The organism is Streptomyces sp. NPDC031379 (assembly GCF_055569615.1).
In genome coordinates this window covers 125,205-140,228 of record NZ_JBVIIT010000023.1, presented here as the reverse complement: position 1 = coordinate 140,228, position 15,024 = coordinate 125,205, and the positions used below count along the sequence as shown (strand labels likewise).

The following is a 15,024-nucleotide window of genomic DNA, read 5'->3' as shown; positions in this document are numbered from 1 at the left end:
GTCAGTACGTCCAGCGGTAGGCCGCCGCCACCCGGGCGTCGTCGAGGCCGGCCACGGCCGCCGCCTCGCCGAGGCGTACGGCGATCACGGCGTCCGCGAGGACCGGGCCCAGCGCGTCCCGCAGCACCCGGTCCGCGCGGAACTCCTCCACGGCCCGCGGCAGCGACCGCGGCAGCCGCCGCACGCCGAGGGCCGCCGCCTCGTCCTCGCCGTACCGGGCCGGGTCGCCGGTGATCTCCTCGGGGAGGGACAGGTCCCCGGTCAGGCCGTCGAGACCGGCGGCGATCACGCAGCCGAGGGCCAGGTACGGGTTGGCGGCCAGGTCGACCGGTTTGATCTCCAGGTTGGCGTCCTGGTCGCGGCGGCCCGCCGTGCCCGTGATCACCCGCAGGGCCGCCTCGCGGGTCTCGTGGCCCCAGGCGGTGAACACCCCGGCCCACTGGGACGGGCGGAGCCTCAGGTAACTGGCCGGGCTGGGGGCGGTGACCGCCGTCAGCGCCGGGAGGCGGGCGAGCACCCCGGCCGCGAAGGACTCGGCCTCGGCCGTCATGCCGTACCGGCGCTCGCCGCCCGCGTGCAGGTTCGCCCCCGCGCGCCAGCACGACAGGTGCAGATGGCCGCCGTTGCCGACCCCCTCGGCGGACACCGCGGGCGCGAACGACACCCTCAGGCCGTGCCGCTGCGCCACCGCCCGGATCGTCTGCCGCACCAGGACGCTGCGGTCGGCCGCCGCCACCGGGTCCAGCGCGCCCACCGAGACCTCGAACTGCCCGGCCGCGTACTCGGGATGGAGCTGGTCGACGTCCACGTCCTGCGCCGCGAACGCGGCCAGCAGGTCGGCGGTGTAGTCGCTCAGCTCGACCTGCCGGGTCGCGCCGTACGCCGGCCCGGAGACCGCCGGCACGAACTCCCCGGCGGGCGCCGAGCCGAGCCCGACCGCCCACTCGACCTCGACGGCCGCCTTGAAGTCGAGCCCGTGCCGCTCGGCGGCCCCGGTGACGATCCGGCGCAGAAAGGTCCGGGCACAGCCGGGGTGCCGGGCGCCCTCCTGGGTGATCCGGTCCACCGGCGCCCACGCCCAGCCGGGCTGCCCGGCCAGCGCCACCAGCTGGTCGAGGTCCGGGTAGAGCCTGAGGTCGCCGTCCGGGGAGCCGAGGACGTCGGTGGTGACGATCGAGTCGCCGGCCAGGAAGGTGTCGAACACCGGGGACATGCCCACGCCCCACGACACGGCAGCCTCCAGCCGTGCCGTCGGGATCGTCTTCACCCGGCCGACGCCCGCCGTGTCGACGTAGGCCAGCACGATGCCGCGTACGCCCTTCGCGGCCAGGCCGTCGGTGCATGCGGCGACCCGGCGCAGATCACCGGGACGCCCGCCGGGAACGGGGTCGGCAAGGGTGGTCATACGTCCTCCTCGGCGGGCTCGGCGGCGCAGGCGGCCGGGATCAGCGTTTCACGGCCACCGCGCCGAACTGCGGCACCGGGGCGGCGGACGCCGGCTCCGCGCGCCACTGCGAGCACGGCACCAGGCCCGGTTCGACCAGGTCGAGACCGTCGAGGAACCCGGCGATCTCCGTCCGGCCGCGGGCGGTGATCGCCGGAGTGGCGTTGGCGTTCCAGAACTCCATCGCGGCGATGTTGCCCTCACCGCCCACGTCACGGTCGTAGGTCGGATGGGTGAGCACGAGGGGGCTGCCGGAGGGCACCGCCGCCATCAGCCGCCGCACGATGTCCCCGGCCTCGCCGGTGTCCAGCACGAAGTTCAGGATGCCCAGCATCATCACCGCGACCGGCCGGCCCAGGTCCAGGGTCTCGCCGGCGCGCCGCACGATGCCCTCCGGGTCGCGCACATCGGCGTCGATGTAGTCGGTGACGCCTTCGGGGGTGCTGGTGAGCAGCGAGCGGGCGTGCACGAGCACGATCGGGTCGTTGTCGACGTACACGACGCGTGCGTCGGGGGCGATCCGCTGGGCGATCTCGTGGGTGTTGTCGACGGTCGGCAGTCCCGTGCCGAGGTCGAGGAACTGCCGGATGCCGCGCTCGGCGGTCAGGTACCGCACCGCCCGGGCCAGGAACTCCCGGTCCGCGCGGGCCACCTCCCGGATCACCGGGAACATCCCCGCGACCTGCTCACCGACCCGCTGGTCGACCTCGTAGTGGTCCGTGCCGCCGAGCCAGTAGTTCCACACCCGGGCGTTGTGCGCCACGGAGGTGTTCAGCCGCGCCGGTCCGGTCGTCGGAGGCTGCCCTTCGGCCATGTCGCCGCCCTTCTGCCGTGCGGTGGCCCGCCGTCATTGTGCCGCCCGGTGATCGCGCTGTCCCGGGAACCGCGCACCGTGGGCGGTTCGGGGCGCCTTCGGGACGTTCCGGCCCATGAGGAACACTGGTCCGGTACCCGTCCCCGGCCGGAAGCAGGACATGCCCGCCACGCCCACGCCCCTCCTCGACGCTCCCGGCCTGCCCGCCGGCCCCGTGGACATCCGGCTGATCGTCACCGACATGGACGGCACGCTGCTGGACGACGCCAAGCGGATCCCCGACGGGCTGTGGCCGATGCTCGCCGAACTCCGCCGGCGCGGGGTGCTGTTCAGCCCGGCGAGCGGCCGCCAGTACGCCACGCTGGCCCGGCAGTTCGCGGACGTCGCCGAGGGCATGGTGTTCATCGCGGAGAACGGCACGTACGTGGTCCGTGACGGCGTGGAACTCAGCTCCGACGTGCTGGAGAAGTCGGTCGCCGCCGGGGTGGCCCGGACGGTGCGGCGGCTGGTCACGGACGGCGCGGACGTCGGGGCCGTGGTGTGCGGCAAGCGGTCGGCGTACGTGGAGCGGACCGACGAGGCGTTCCTGGCCGAGGTGCGCAAGTACTACGTCGAGCACCGGATCGTGCCGGACGTCACCGCCGTCGACGACGACGTGATCAAGGTCGCGCTCTTCGACTTCGGGTCCGCCGAGCACTCCACCGCGCCGGCCCTGGCGGAGTTCGCCGGCACCCATCAGGTCGTCGTCTCCGGCGAGCACTGGGTGGACGTCATGAACCGCACCGCCGACAAGGGCACCGCCCTGCGCGGGCTCCAGCGCGCGCTCGGCATCACTCCCGCGCAGACCGTGGTCTTCGGCGACTACCTCAACGACCTGGAGATGCTCGACGCGGCCGAGTGGTCCTTCGCGATGGCCAACGCCCACCCGGAGGTCGTCCGCCGGGCCCGCCACCTGGCCCCGTCCAACAACGACGACGGCGTGCCGAGGACCATCGCCCGGCTGCTCGGCATCACCCTGTGACGCCCGTGTCCGGCCGGCCGGCGGGCCCGGCCGGACACGGGCGTGCGCGCTCTTCGCGGTCGCCTGCGCGAGGGCGTCACGCTCCGGTCGGCCCGGAGTCCGCCGACCGGCCTACGGCACCCTCGACACCGGCTTTCAGGCTTTCCTCCAGGACGCCGAGCGAGATCTTCTCGCCGGACGCCCGCACGATGAACGGCTCCTCACCCGGCTTGATCACGGTGACCTCCGCCGACCGCTTCTGATCCCGTTCCAGCCACAGCTTGAGCAGCTGATAGACGGCGGTACCCACCGAGGGTGCGGACAGGACGAGCACCAACTCGCTCAGTGTCCCTTTCCGGCCGTCGAGGGGGGTCGAGCGTTCCTGGAGACGGAGACCGGCGACGTCGTGGGCGTCCTCCCGGAATTCCTCCTCGGCCTGTTCGGCGAGTGGATGGTCCCGGTCGATCCCCGCGACGTCGAGCTTGACGACGAGTTCGGTGCTCGGCATGAACGTTGCCCCCGATCCATGTGATGCGAGTACTCTGAGCTGATCTTAGGGGTACGGGGGGTGACGTGTACCGCGCTCTGCTGGTCTGCAATGCGGTCTTTCCGCTGGAGCCCGTGAGGCTGCCCAGGCTGTTCGGACCGGTGCGGGACGGACTGGCGATGTGGTCCGCCCTCACGGACCCGGAGACGGGACTTTTCGCCCCGGAGAACGTGGAAGTCCTGTTCGACTGCGACAAGGACGAGATCTTCAAGGCGGCCGAGCGGTTCTTCGGCCGCTGCGGCACCGACGACGTGCTGCTCTTCTACTACAGCGGACACGGCAAGAAGGGCCGGTCCAATGTCCAGCTGTGCGCCCGGGACACGGTCCTGCACGATCAGCTGATGTCCACGAGCTTCTCCGGCGCGGACCTGAAGGCCATGATGGACACCTCTCCGGCGCGGAGCCGGATCGTCGTCCTGGACTGCTGTCATGCGGGCGCGTTCAAAGGCACCGCCCCCCAGGTCTCACCCGAACTCCTCGCGGGAAAGGGCCGCTTCGTCATCACGGCCTCGGGAGCCGCCGAAACCGCGGCCGACGCGGAGAAGGAAGGCATTCCGAGCCCTTTCACCCGGGTCCTCGTCGAAGCGCTGCGCGCGGCCCGGCCACGATCGGCCGAGAGCACGGCGGTCACCGTGGAGGACGTGTACGACTACACGTTCAAAGCGATGCCGGCGGGGCTCCCGCAACCTCAGCGCAATGTCAAGGGCGCGGCGGACGCCGTCATCGCGAGGCGTCCCGCCCCGCGCCCGGGGAAGGCCGCCGCCCCGGACGCCGGCGCACTCGGCGTGCCGGACGGCGAACCGGCTCCGGGGCCGGCCGGGTTCCTCACCCAGGGCCTGCCGCTCCTCGCACGGGGCGGTTCGCAGGGCCGGCCGTCACTGGGAGACCGGCTGTCCTGGAGGATGGTCCTCCTCTCCAGCCTGCTGGCCGCGCTGTTCTCCGCGCTGTCCTATGACGTCTGGCAGAAGTTGTACCTCCGTTCGGCCGACGAGGAGTTCTTCTTCCTGGGCTGCGGTGTTCTGGCAGTCCTGTCCGCACTCTGGTGCGTGGTCGAGTCACTGGTCCCCGGAACCTCCCGGAGACGCGGTGCGGTACGAGCCGTACGGTTCTGCCTCGGTCTCGGCTTCGGCGCGCTCTGGCTGTGCTCGGTGCTGGTCGTCGGGCTCAACTACGACGAGCAGACCCTGCTGCAGGGCACCATCGCGTTCCTCGCCGTCGCGACGGTCGCCCAGCGCGCACACGACGCACTGTTCCTCGCCGGGGCCGTGGTGTGCTTCGCCGGGGTGTTCGCACCGAGCGAGAACCTCGGGTTCGGTGATTTCGACGCGAGCACCCTGTTCCAGGCGCTGCTCAGCGCCCTGATGATGATCTGCTGGTACTTCCGGGCCACCGACCGGCAGTACGCCGCCACGGCCGCGATGAGCCTGCTGCCCGCGGCGGTGAGTTCCATCGTGCACGGAGCCGTTCCCGGGCTGAGCCTCTACGGGGCGGGCCTCGCCCTGGTGAGCGCCCTGCTGGGGGACGGGACCCGGCCCGCCGAGGGGAGACCGTCCCCGATCGGCCGCGCGCTGAGCCGGTTCCACGGTGGCCGGCCGCAGTCTGCCGTGCGCGACCCGAACCGGTGATCGTCAGCGGACGACGCCCACGCCTCCGTAGAGCGAGATCGGCCCGTCTCCCTCCGCCGGGCCCTCGGGGCGCCAGTCGGCGACCGAGACGATGCCCGGCTCCAGCAGGTCGAGTCCCTCGAAGAAGGCGGACACCTCGGCGTGGGAACGCGCCACCAGCGTCACTCCGCCCGCCGTGTACGCCGCGATGCCCTTCTCGACGTTCTCCGGCTCGAAGTCGGCCGTCAACGTCGACAGCACCAGGCGGCTGCCCGGTGCCAGCGCCTCCACCAGGGTGGCCACGAGGTCGTGGGCGCCGTCCTCGTCGGCGACGAAGTGCAGCAGGGCGATGAGGGAGAGGGCCACCGGGCGGTCGAGGTCGAGGACGTCCGCGGCGCGCCGGAGGATGGTGTGCGGGTCGCGGGCGTCCGCCTGCACGTACTCCGTGACGCCCTGCGGTGTGCCCCGCAGCAGCGCGCTCGCGTGGGCCAGCACGATCGGGTCGTTGTCGACGTAGACCACGCGCGCGTCCGGTGCCACCGACTGGGCGATCCGGTGCAGGTTGGGCTCGGTCGGTATGCCGGTGCCGATGTCCAGGAACTGGCGGATGCCGCCCTCGGCCAGCGCGCGCGTGGCCCGGTGCATGAACGCCCGGTTGGCGCGCGCGGCCCGGCCGGCACCCGCGTCGATCGCCGCGATCCGGCGGCCGAGTTCCTCGTCGACGGGGTAGTTGTCCTTGCCGCCGAGGTACCAGTCGTACACCCGGGCCGGATGCGGCCGGGTGGTGTCGATGTGCTGTGCGGCCGGCTCGGTCCCCGTCACGTACTGCTCCTCCGCTCGGCGGGTCCCGGTGGTCGCTCCGGGACGTGCGGGCAGCAGTCTGACACGATCATGCGGCGCGGCGGAGACAGTCTTCGGCCACCTCCTTGTCGAGTGCGGCCCGCACCAACGCGGCGGCCAGAACGGCCGGTTCGGCCTTTCCGGCCAGCTCGGTCAGCGTGTCCGGGTCCTTCGGCAGACCGAGCCGCTCGGCCCCGGAGAGAGCCTTGCCGTCGAGGTAGGGCGCCACTTCCGGCCACACCCGCTGTGCCTCGCGCAGGAAGATGTCGGCGCCGGCCGGGCCCACGCCGGGCTCCTCCTGGAGCAGCCGCCTGAGTGCGCCGGTGTCGCCGTGCGCCTCCTCGTGCAGCCGGCGCAGGTCGCCGTGCCAGCGGTCGAGCAACAGCTCGGCGCCGTCGCCGAGCTGGGTCGCCGTGCGCTCGTCGTAACGCCGGTAGCCGCCCCGGCCGAGCGCGTCCACCCGCCGCTGCCAGTCGGCGTCGGCCATGCGGCGCGGGCTGTCGAGGTGGTCCTCGTGCAGGGCCCGCGCGGCGGCCACCGCCACCGAGGCCCGGATGCGGGCGCTGAGCAGCAGGGACAGCACGAGCAGCCGGTACAGCGGCTGGGGGGTGTCCTTCAGGCGGATGCCCGCCTCCTCGGCGTACGTCCGCCCGTACTCGGACACCAGCTCGCGCACGACCCGTTCGTCCTTGTCGGCGGAACTCATGGCAACGGCTCCGGTGCGTGGCTCACGGCTTGAGCGGGTCGTGGCCGAGTGTCATCAGCCGGTGCCGGCGGCGCGTGTCCTGCGGCGTGCGCTCCGGCTCGGGCTCGTTCTCCATGTCCACGAGGTCACCGACGGTGTCGACGACCTCGTGCATCACCCGGACGTCGTCGTCGGTGAGGTCGGTGCGGCGCTTCTGGAGGATCGCGAGGACATGCTGTCCGGTCGGCGTGCCCGCCTGCTCGGGCAGGGGCTCGGCCTCCTCGTCGGCGTCCCGGACCCTGAGCCAGGCCGCGAGTTCCGTCGAGGTCATGTTCACCACGCGGTGGAAGTCCTCCCACAGCGCGTCGAGTTCGAGGGCGTCGGCCATGGGTTTCCCCTTCCGTGCGGGAGCGGGTGCGTCAGCTGGAGGCGTCGTCGCGCGGCTGGTTCTCGGCCTCGAACATCCAGCGCTGCTTCTCCAGGTCGGCCGTGATGGAGATCAGCAGGTCCTGGGTGACCGGGTCGGCCTTCTCCGTCGCCTCGATCCGCTTGCGCAGCCGGCCGACGGCCGTCTCCAGCGACGACACCATCAGCCCCACGACCTCCGTGTCACGCAGCCAGCCGTCCTTGGTGCCGGGCAGCGCGAAGGTCGCGGCGATGGTCTCCGGGCGGCCGTCCGGCGGCACGCCCAGCGCGGCGGCGCGTTCGGCGACCGTGTCCGAGTGGGCACGGGCCGTCGCCACCACCTCGTCCAGCTGGAGGTGGATCGACCGGAACCGCGGGCCCACGACGTTCCAGTGCGCCTGCTTTCCGACCAGCGACAGTCCGAGCAGGTCGACCAGAGTCTCCTGCAGGGCGGTCCCGGTGACGGCGAGCGCCTCCTCGGGCAGCGTGCTCTTGACCACGGTCATGGTGCGTCGGTCCCCTTTCGTCAGTGGTCTTCGGTCACGTCCGAAGGGGCGGGTGCCCAGCGTCGGCAGGTGCAAACAGGCCTGATCAGCGGGGCGTGCCGGGCCGCCGGCGGGGCAGAGAGGGGCCGCCGGCGGGGCGGTGCGGGTCCGTCGACGGGGCAGCGCGGGGCCCGTCAGCGGGGCAGTGCGGCGTCCAGGAAGCGGATCACCTCGGCGAAGACCTGCTCCCGGTTCGTCTCGTGGAACACCTCGTGCCGGGCCCCCGGGAAGATCCGCTCGGTCAGCCGGCCGCCGCTGAGGCGTTCCACGCCGACCCGGCTGCCCGGCAGCGGCACCAGCCGGTCGTCGCCCCCGTGCAGCCACAGCAGCGGCAGCGGGCCGACGTCGCCGCCCTTCGCGACGGTCTCCAGGGTCCGGACGAACGCCTGGAGCGTCGGCCGCTTCATCGGCCCGTGCCACACCAGTGGATCGGTGGCGTAGGCGGCGCCCACGGCCGGGTCCCGGGAGAGCGCGGACGGGCTGATCGGGGTGTCCGGGATCTCGTCCAGGGCCAGCAGCCGCCCCGGCAGTTCCCAGGTGCCGATCACCGGTCCGGACAGGATCAGCGCGCTCAGCTCCGGCCCGTACCGCTGGGCGTGGCGGGCCGCGATCAGTCCGCCCATGGAGTGGCCGACCAGCACCAGCGGCAGGCCCGGGTGCGCGGCGCGGGCCAGGTCCGCGACGGCGTGCACATCGGTGACGACGTCCTCGAAGTCCTCGATCAGGACGCGCTCGCCCGCCGACCTGCCGTGACCCATGTGGTCGGGCCCGTACACGGCCGCCCCGTGACCGCGGAGCACGGCGGCGAACTCCTCGTACCGGCCGACGTGCTCGCCGTAGCCGTGCACCAGGAGCGCCAGGAAGCGGGGTGCCGGGTGCGGCCACTCGCGTACGGTCACGGCGCCGCGGGTGCCGTCCAGCACGTGCTCGCGGACGTGGGGCATGTCTCCTCCAGCTGCCTCGGTGAAGCTCCGGGGGGATCTTCCCAGTGAGCGGGTCGGGGGTCTATAGTCCAAAACTAGCAGTGCTAATTAAGTGGGGCCGCGGACCGACCGCGACCCCAGCTGATCCACAGCGTCGTAGGTCAGGAGTCCCGCCGTGCGCCCCGTCCACTTCGCGGCCGCCCGCCGCACCCCCATCGGCAAGCTGCGCGGAGCCCTGTCCTCCGTGCGGCCCGACGATCTGGCGGCCACCGTGATCCGCCACCTGGTGGCCGACGTGCCCGCCCTCGACCCCGGGCGGATCGACGACGTCTACTGGGGCGCTGCCAACCAGGCGGGCGAGGACAACCGCAACGTCGCCCGCATGGCCGCCCTGCTCGCCGGACTCCCCGAGTCCGTGCCCGGCGCCACCGTCAACCGGCTGTGCGCCTCCGGCCTGGAAGCGGTCACCATCGCCGCCCGGACGATCGCCGCCGGCGAGGCCGACATCCTGATCGCGGGCGGCTCGGAGTCCATGAGCCGCGCCCCCTTCGTGCTGCCCCGCCCCGACGAGGCGCTGCCGCACCGCATCGAGACCCACGACACCCGGCTCGGCTGGCGCCTGGTCAACCCCGCCATGAAGGACCTGCACGGCCTGCTGTCGATGGGCGAGACCGCCGAGGAGGTCGCCGAGCGCCACGGCATCTCCCGTGAACGGCAGGACGCCTTCGCCCTGCGCAGCCACCAGCTCGCCGCCACCGCGCGCAAGAACGGCCACTTCGACGACGAGATCCTGCCCGTCGAGCGCCCGGACGGCGTCGTGGTGGAGCAGGACGAGTGCGTCCGCGAGGACACCTCGCTGGAGAAGCTGTCCCGTCTCAAGCCCGTCTTCCGCCAGGGCGGCACGGTCACGGCGGGCAACGCCTCGCCGATGAACGACGGGGCGGCCGGTCTGCTGCTGGTCAGCGAAGAGGCCCTGAACGAACTGGGCCTCGAGTCCCTGGGGCGCTATGTCGCGGGTGCCTCCGCCGGGGTCCACCCCGACGTGATGGGCATCGGGCCGGTCCCCGCCACCCGCAAGGCGCTGGCCCGGGCCGGCTGGGAGACCGGTGACCTGCAGGAGGCCGAGTTCAACGAGGCGTTCGCCGCGCAGGCACTGGCGTGCGTCGACCAGCTGGGCATCGACCCCGACCTGGTGAACCCCACGGGCGGCGCCATCGCCCTCGGCCACCCGCTCGGCTGCTCCGGCGCCCGCATCCTGACGACCCTGCTGCACCGGATGCGGCGCACGGGCGCGGAGCGGGGGCTGGCGACGATGTGCGTGGGGGTGGGCCAGGGCAGCGCGGTGCTGGTCGAGAGGCACTAGCCGCGCGTCGACGGGGGCTCCCCGCAAGGGGAATCGGTACATGAGCCGCAGCAAGGAAACGGAGCACCACCCCATGGCAACCCTGTCCGTCGCGTCCATCCTCGCCGAGAACGCCAGGCGCCGCCCCGGGAGGACGGCTCTCGTCGAAGGCGATCTGCGGCTCACCTTCGCCGAGGTGTGGCGGCAGGCGCTGGCCCGGGCCGGCGCGCTCACCGGCCTCGGCGTACGGCCGGGCGACCGGGTGGCGCTGATGGCACCCAACACCGCCGAGTTCCCGGTCGCGTACTACGCGATCGCCGCGGCCGGCGGTGTCGTGGTCCCCGTGCACCTGCTGCTCTCGGCCGGGGAGGTCGAGCACGTCCTGCGGGACAGCGGCGCGACGCTGCTGCTCGTGCATCCGGCCCAGGCGGAGACCGGCCGGGCCGCGGCCGCCGCCACCGGCGTCCGCGCGGTCACCCTGGGCGAGGAGTTCGACAAGCTGGCGGCCGAAGCCACGCCGCTCTCCTCGTACCTCACCCGGGCCGCCGACGACCCCGCCGTGATCTTCTACACCAGCGGTACGACCGGCGTCCCCAAGGGCGCCGTGCTCAGCCACTTCAACCTGGTGATGAACGCGACCGTCAACGCCTTCGACGCCAACGACATCCACGCCGACGACATCGCCCTCGGCGCGCTGCCCCTGTTCCACGCCTTCGGCCAGACCGTCTCCCTCAACTCCACCTGGCGGGCGGGCGCCACCCTCGTCCTGCTGCCCCGCTTCGACGCGGCACGCGCGATCGAGCTGATGGTCGCCGAAGGCGTGAACACCTTCCACGGCGTGCCGACCATGTTCGTCGCGCTCGCCGCGGCGGCCGCGGACGCTCCCGCGCTGCCCGCGCTGCGCGTGTGCGTCTCGGGCGGGGCCTCGCTGCCCGTCGCCGTGCTGGAACGGTTCGAGGCCGCGTTCGGGGCGCAGATCTACGAGGGGTACGGGCTGTCGGAGACCTCGCCCACGGCCACCGTCAACCAGCCCGTCTTCGGCACCCGGCCCGGCACCATCGGGCACCCGCTGTGGGGCATCGACGTGGAGATCGCCCGCGCCGAGGTGGAGGACCGCGTCGAACTGCTGCCGGCCGGCGAGCTGGGCGAGGTCGTCATCCGCGGCCACAACGTCTTCTCCGGCTACCTCGGCCGCCCCGAGGCCACCGCGGAGGCCATGGTCGACGGCTGGTTCCGCACCGGCGACCTCGGCACCAAGGACGACGACGGCTTCCTGCGGATCGTCGACCGCAAGAAGGACGTCGTCATCCGCGGGGGCTACAACGTGTACCCGAGGGAGGTCGAGGAGGTGCTGATGCGCCACCCCGGCATCGCCCAGGTCGCCGTCATCGGCCTGCCCGACGAGCTGCACGGAGAGGAGGTGTGCGCCGTCGTCGTCGCCGCGCCGGGTACCGCGCCCGACGCCGCCGCCCTCACCGAGTGGTCCAAGGAGCACCTGGGCCGGTACAAGTACCCGCGGCGCGTGGAGTTCACGGACGCGCTGCCGCTCGGGCCGAGCATGAAGGTCCTCAAGCGGGAGCTGCGGGCGCGGTACACGACACGGTAGGGACCGATCGGCGAGACGGTCCTTACGCCGGCCCGTTGCGTGCGCATAGCATCGGTCCCCGCATGAACACGATGACGCTCTGGCACATATCCGGCTGGGAGTTCGCCGCGCTCGCCTTCGCGGCCCTGCTCGTCGGCTTCTCCAAGACCGCCGTGAGCGGGGCCAACACGGTCAGTCTCGCGATCTTCGCGGCGGTCCTGCCCGCCCGGGCCTCCACCGGCGTCCTGCTGCCCGTCCTGATCGCCGGCGACGTGCTCGCCGTCCTCACCTACCGGCGGCACGCGCACTGGCCCACGCTGTGGCGGCTGTTCCCGGCCGTCGCGGCGGGCGTGGTGGTCGGCACACTGTTCCTGGTGTGGGCCGACGACGGGATCGTACGGATCTCGATCGGGGTGATCCTGCTGCTGATGGCCGGCGTCACCCTGTGGCGTCGGCGGCGGGAGGACGCGACGGCCGGCGAACCGGACGCGGTCACGACCCGGGCGGGCCGGATGAAGGCGCGCTCGTACGGCGTGCTCGGCGGGTTCACGACGATGGTCGCCAACGCGGGCGGGCCGGTGATGTCGATGTACCTGCTGTCCGCCGGTTTCAGGAAGCTGGGCTTCCTCGGCACGTCGGCGTTCTTCTTCCTGATCGTCAACGTCTCGAAGGTGCCGTTCAGCGTGGGCCTCGGCCTGATCGACGGCCGTTCGCTGCTCCTTGACGCCGCGCTCGCGGTGTTCGTCGTGCCCGGCGCGCTGTTCGGCAAATGGGCTGTGAACAGGATCAACCAGCGACTTTTCGAACGACTCGTGATCGCGGCGACGATCGTGGGCGGGGCACAGCTGCTACTGCGCTAGTCCGAGCAGCCCGGGCAGGTCGGCGAAGGAGTCCACGACGTGGTCCGGTGTGCCGCTCGCGTGCTCGTGCGTCTCGCGCCGGTACTTGCCCGTCTTCACCAGCACCCCCGTGATCCCGGCCCGCTGGGCCGCGAGCACGTCCGACTCGATGTCGTCGCCCACCATCACCGCCTCGTCCGCTCCCACCCCCAGCCGGGCCAGCGCCGCCCCGAAGAACGCCCGCGACGGCTTGCCCGTGACCTCCGCCTCCACCCGCGCGGCCTGCTCCAGACCGAGCAGAAAGGCCCCCGAGTCCAGCTGCAGCCCGGCCTCGGTCCGCCAGTACAGATTGCGGTGCATGGCGACCAGCCGCGCACCCCGCTGCAGATGGCCGAAGGCCCGGTTCAGTGCCGCGTAGTCGAACTCCGGCCCGGCACCGCCGAGGACGACCACGTCGGGACGGTCGTCGACCAGGGTGATGTCACCGAGGTCCTCCCCGATGTCCCCGCTGTTGAGGAGGGCGCAGCGGGCGCCCGGAAAGTGCTCGGCGAGATGAGCGGCCGTCACGGAGGGCGCGGTGAGCACGTCCTGCGCGGCCACCTCGAAACCGGCCCCCGACAGGGTTCCGGCGATCGACGCGCGGCTGCGGGAGGTCGTGTTGGTCACCAGGGCCACGCCGAGACCGGCCGCGCGGATCCCGCGCAGCGCCTCTACCGCGCCGGGCAACGGCTTCCAGGAGACGGTGAGAACACCGTCGATGTCGATCAGGACGGCACGCACGGATTCCATGCTTTGACCGTAGCGACCGGGCCGCGGACCGGCCCGCACGACCGGGCTACCCTCACTCCCATGCCCCCGCACGTCTTGATCCTCGGCGGCACCACCGAGGCCCGCCGCCTCGCCGCCGACCTCGCCGCCCGCCCCGGTGTCCGGGTCACCACCTCACTGGCCGGCCGGGTCGCCCGGCCGGGGGCGGTGGCGGGCGAGGTCCGGATCGGCGGCTTCGGCGGCACGCAGGGACTGGCCGACTGGCTGCGCACGCACCGGGTGGACGCCCTGGTCGACGCCACCCACCCCTTCGCCGAGTCGATCACGGCCCACGCGGCCCGCGCGGCGGCGGCCACCGGCGTACTCGCGGTCGTCCTGCGCCGCCCCGGCTGGCGCCCGGGTCCCGGCGACGACTGGCACCCTGTCCCGTCCCTGGCCGCGGCCGCCGAGGCACTGCCCCGCCTGGGCCGCCGGGTGTTCCTCACCACCGGCCGCCTCGGCCTCGCGGCCTTCGCCCACCTGGCGGACCTGCACTTCGTCGTGCGCTCGGTGGACCCGCCCGAGCCGCCGCTGCCACCGGACACCGAAGTGGTTCTCGCACGCGGCCCGTTCACCCTCGCCGACGAGACACGGCTCCTGCGCGGCCACCGGATCGACGTCGTCGTGACGAAGGACAGCGGAGGCGAGGCGACGGCCGCCAAACTGACGGCCGCACGGGAACTCGGGCTGCCCGTCGTCGTCGTACGGCGACCCGAACTGCCGGCCGGGGTGACGGCGGTACCCGAGGTGGCGGGCGTTCTGGAGAAGCTGGGGTTCGGCCCCGCGTGACACGCTCGCCGGTGGCACGCGCGGCAGCCCGAGGTCCCGACGACGATCCCGCCCGGCGGGCCTCAGTCCTCGGCCGTGTTCCTGCGCAGCAGGTACGTGTCCATGATCCAGCCCTTGCGTTCGCGCGCCTCGGCCCGCAGCCGCTCGATACGCGGACCGGCTTCGGCGATCGGGCCGGAGACGAGGATCTCGTCCGGGGTGCCGATGTAGGCCCCCCAGTAGATGTCGATGTCCTGGCCCGCGTACCGGGTGAAGGCCTGGTGGGCGTCCAGCATCACGACCACGTCGTCCACCCCCTCCGGGAAGCCCTCGGCGAGCCGCCGACCGGTGGTGATCTGTACCGGCCGGGCCACCCGGTTCAGGCCCGTGCGGTGCCGGGCGACCAGCGCGGAGACACTGCTGATGCCGGGCACGACGTCGTACTCGAACGCCACCGAGCCGCGCTCCAGCACCTCCTGGAGAACGCCCAGCGTGCTGTCGTACAACGCCGGGTCGCCCCACACCAGGAAGGCACCGGTGCCGTCCTCGCCCAGCTCCTCGCCGATCAGCCGCTCGTAGATCCCGGCGCGCGCACTGCGCCAGTCCTCGACAGCCGGCGAGTACGCCGCCCCGCCCGCCTTCCGGTCCCGATCCGGGTCCCGGGCCTCCACCACCCGGTAGGAACCCTCGGCCAGATGTGCGTCCAGGATGTCCCGGCGAAGCTGGGTCAGGTCGTTCTTCACCTCGCCCTTGTCGAGCAGGAAGAACACGTCCGTGCTCCGCAGCGCCCTGACCGCCTGCAGGGTCAGCTGGTCGGGGTCGCCCGCGCCGATACCGATGACATGAATCTTTCGCACGCCCCGAGTCTGCCGCATG

Annotated in this window: 16 protein-coding genes; 6 read left to right on the top strand and 10 right to left on the bottom strand. The window is 72.8% G+C overall.

What is annotated here, in order from left to right; all coding sequences use genetic code 11:
* Nucleotide 1 precedes the first annotated feature (1 nt).
* The gene (locus ACZ5CW_RS30190) at nucleotides 2–1,405 is read right to left on the bottom strand and encodes a type I glutamate--ammonia ligase (protein WP_468606879.1); all 1,404 of its coding nucleotides are present in this window, start codon (nucleotides 1,403–1,405) and stop codon (nucleotides 2–4) included.
* Nucleotides 1,406–1,445: 40 nt separating this feature from the next.
* Nucleotides 1,446–2,258 (bottom strand): SAM-dependent methyltransferase, encoded by an 813-nt coding sequence (locus ACZ5CW_RS30185; RefSeq protein ID WP_468606877.1) that lies wholly within the window; start codon nucleotides 2,256–2,258, stop codon nucleotides 1,446–1,448.
* Between the two features lie 160 nt (nucleotides 2,259–2,418).
* On the opposite strand from ACZ5CW_RS30185, the gene ACZ5CW_RS30180 reads away from it, so the two are divergent.
* Nucleotides 2,419–3,279: a Cof-type HAD-IIB family hydrolase gene (locus ACZ5CW_RS30180; RefSeq protein ID WP_468606875.1), complete on the top strand. Its 861-nt coding sequence runs from the start codon at nucleotides 2,419–2,421 to the stop codon at nucleotides 3,277–3,279.
* Nucleotides 3,280–3,355: 76 nt separating this feature from the next.
* Here ACZ5CW_RS30180 and ACZ5CW_RS30175 read toward each other — a convergent pair whose 3' ends face one another.
* Nucleotides 3,356–3,766 carry a hypothetical protein gene (locus ACZ5CW_RS30175; protein ID WP_468606873.1) on the bottom strand — a complete coding sequence of 137 codons (411 nt, stop codon included), beginning with the start codon at nucleotides 3,764–3,766 and terminating at the stop codon, nucleotides 3,356–3,358.
* A gap of 65 nt (nucleotides 3,767–3,831) precedes the next feature.
* On the opposite strand from ACZ5CW_RS30175, the gene ACZ5CW_RS30170 reads away from it, so the two are divergent.
* Nucleotides 3,832–5,430, top strand: a complete 1,599-nt coding sequence (locus ACZ5CW_RS30170; RefSeq protein WP_468606871.1) for a caspase family protein — start codon at nucleotides 3,832–3,834, stop codon at nucleotides 5,428–5,430.
* 3 nt (nucleotides 5,431–5,433) lie between these two features.
* Here the strand turns inward: ACZ5CW_RS30170 and ACZ5CW_RS30165 are convergent, their stop codons facing one another.
* The 5 genes from ACZ5CW_RS30165 to ACZ5CW_RS30145 all read right to left on the bottom strand — a co-directional run bounded on the left by ACZ5CW_RS30165 (nucleotide 5,434) and on the right by ACZ5CW_RS30145 (nucleotide 8,828).
* The gene (locus ACZ5CW_RS30165; protein ID WP_468606869.1) at nucleotides 5,434–6,231 is read right to left on the bottom strand and encodes an SAM-dependent methyltransferase; all 798 of its coding nucleotides are present in this window, start codon (nucleotides 6,229–6,231) and stop codon (nucleotides 5,434–5,436) included.
* Nucleotides 6,232–6,298: 67 nt separating this feature from the next.
* Complete coding sequence (locus ACZ5CW_RS30160) at nucleotides 6,299–6,955, bottom strand: endonuclease (protein WP_468606867.1); 657 nt, start codon at nucleotides 6,953–6,955, stop codon at nucleotides 6,299–6,301.
* A 22-nt stretch (nucleotides 6,956–6,977) separates the two neighbouring features.
* Nucleotides 6,978–7,322, bottom strand: coding sequence for a DUF3140 domain-containing protein (locus ACZ5CW_RS30155; RefSeq protein ID WP_468606865.1), 345 nt, complete (start codon nucleotides 7,320–7,322; stop codon nucleotides 6,978–6,980).
* Between the two features lie 31 nt (nucleotides 7,323–7,353).
* A complete protein-coding gene (locus tag ACZ5CW_RS30150; protein ID WP_468606863.1) occupies nucleotides 7,354–7,845 on the bottom strand; it encodes a Dps family protein in 492 nt (163 codons plus the stop codon).
* A 173-nt stretch (nucleotides 7,846–8,018) separates the two neighbouring features.
* Complete coding sequence (locus ACZ5CW_RS30145) at nucleotides 8,019–8,828, bottom strand: alpha/beta hydrolase (protein ID WP_468606861.1); 810 nt, start codon at nucleotides 8,826–8,828, stop codon at nucleotides 8,019–8,021.
* 154 nt (nucleotides 8,829–8,982) lie between these two features.
* Here ACZ5CW_RS30145 and ACZ5CW_RS30140 point away from each other — a divergent pair, with 154 nt between their 5' ends.
* From ACZ5CW_RS30140 to ACZ5CW_RS30130, 3 genes are all read left to right on the top strand, one after another.
* The gene (locus ACZ5CW_RS30140) at nucleotides 8,983–10,170 is read left to right on the top strand and encodes a thiolase family protein (RefSeq protein ID WP_468606859.1); all 1,188 of its coding nucleotides are present in this window, start codon (nucleotides 8,983–8,985) and stop codon (nucleotides 10,168–10,170) included.
* Between the two features lie 73 nt (nucleotides 10,171–10,243).
* On the top strand, nucleotides 10,244–11,755 hold the full coding sequence (locus tag ACZ5CW_RS30135) for a long-chain-fatty-acid--CoA ligase (protein ID WP_468606962.1): 1,512 nt from the start codon (nucleotides 10,244–10,246) through the stop codon (nucleotides 11,753–11,755).
* Nucleotides 11,756–11,817: 62 nt separating this feature from the next.
* Entirely contained in the window at nucleotides 11,818–12,594 is a 777-nt protein-coding gene (locus ACZ5CW_RS30130; protein ID WP_468606857.1) for a sulfite exporter TauE/SafE family protein, read from the top strand.
* Here the strand turns inward: ACZ5CW_RS30130 and ACZ5CW_RS30125 are convergent.
* Nucleotides 12,583–13,362, bottom strand: coding sequence for a TIGR01458 family HAD-type hydrolase (locus ACZ5CW_RS30125; RefSeq protein ID WP_468606855.1), 780 nt, complete (start codon nucleotides 13,360–13,362; stop codon nucleotides 12,583–12,585). The genes ACZ5CW_RS30130 and ACZ5CW_RS30125 overlap by 12 nt on opposite strands.
* A gap of 60 nt (nucleotides 13,363–13,422) precedes the next feature.
* On the opposite strand from ACZ5CW_RS30125, the gene ACZ5CW_RS30120 reads away from it, so the two are divergent.
* Nucleotides 13,423–14,169 (top strand): cobalt-precorrin-6A reductase, encoded by a 747-nt coding sequence (locus ACZ5CW_RS30120; RefSeq protein WP_468606853.1) that lies wholly within the window; start codon nucleotides 13,423–13,425, stop codon nucleotides 14,167–14,169.
* A 62-nt stretch (nucleotides 14,170–14,231) separates the two neighbouring features.
* Here ACZ5CW_RS30120 and cobF read toward each other — a convergent pair whose 3' ends face one another.
* Nucleotides 14,232–15,005 (bottom strand): precorrin-6A synthase (deacetylating), encoded by a 774-nt coding sequence (cobF, locus tag ACZ5CW_RS30115; protein ID WP_468606851.1) that lies wholly within the window; start codon nucleotides 15,003–15,005, stop codon nucleotides 14,232–14,234.
* Between the last annotated feature and the right edge of the window lie 19 nt (nucleotides 15,006–15,024).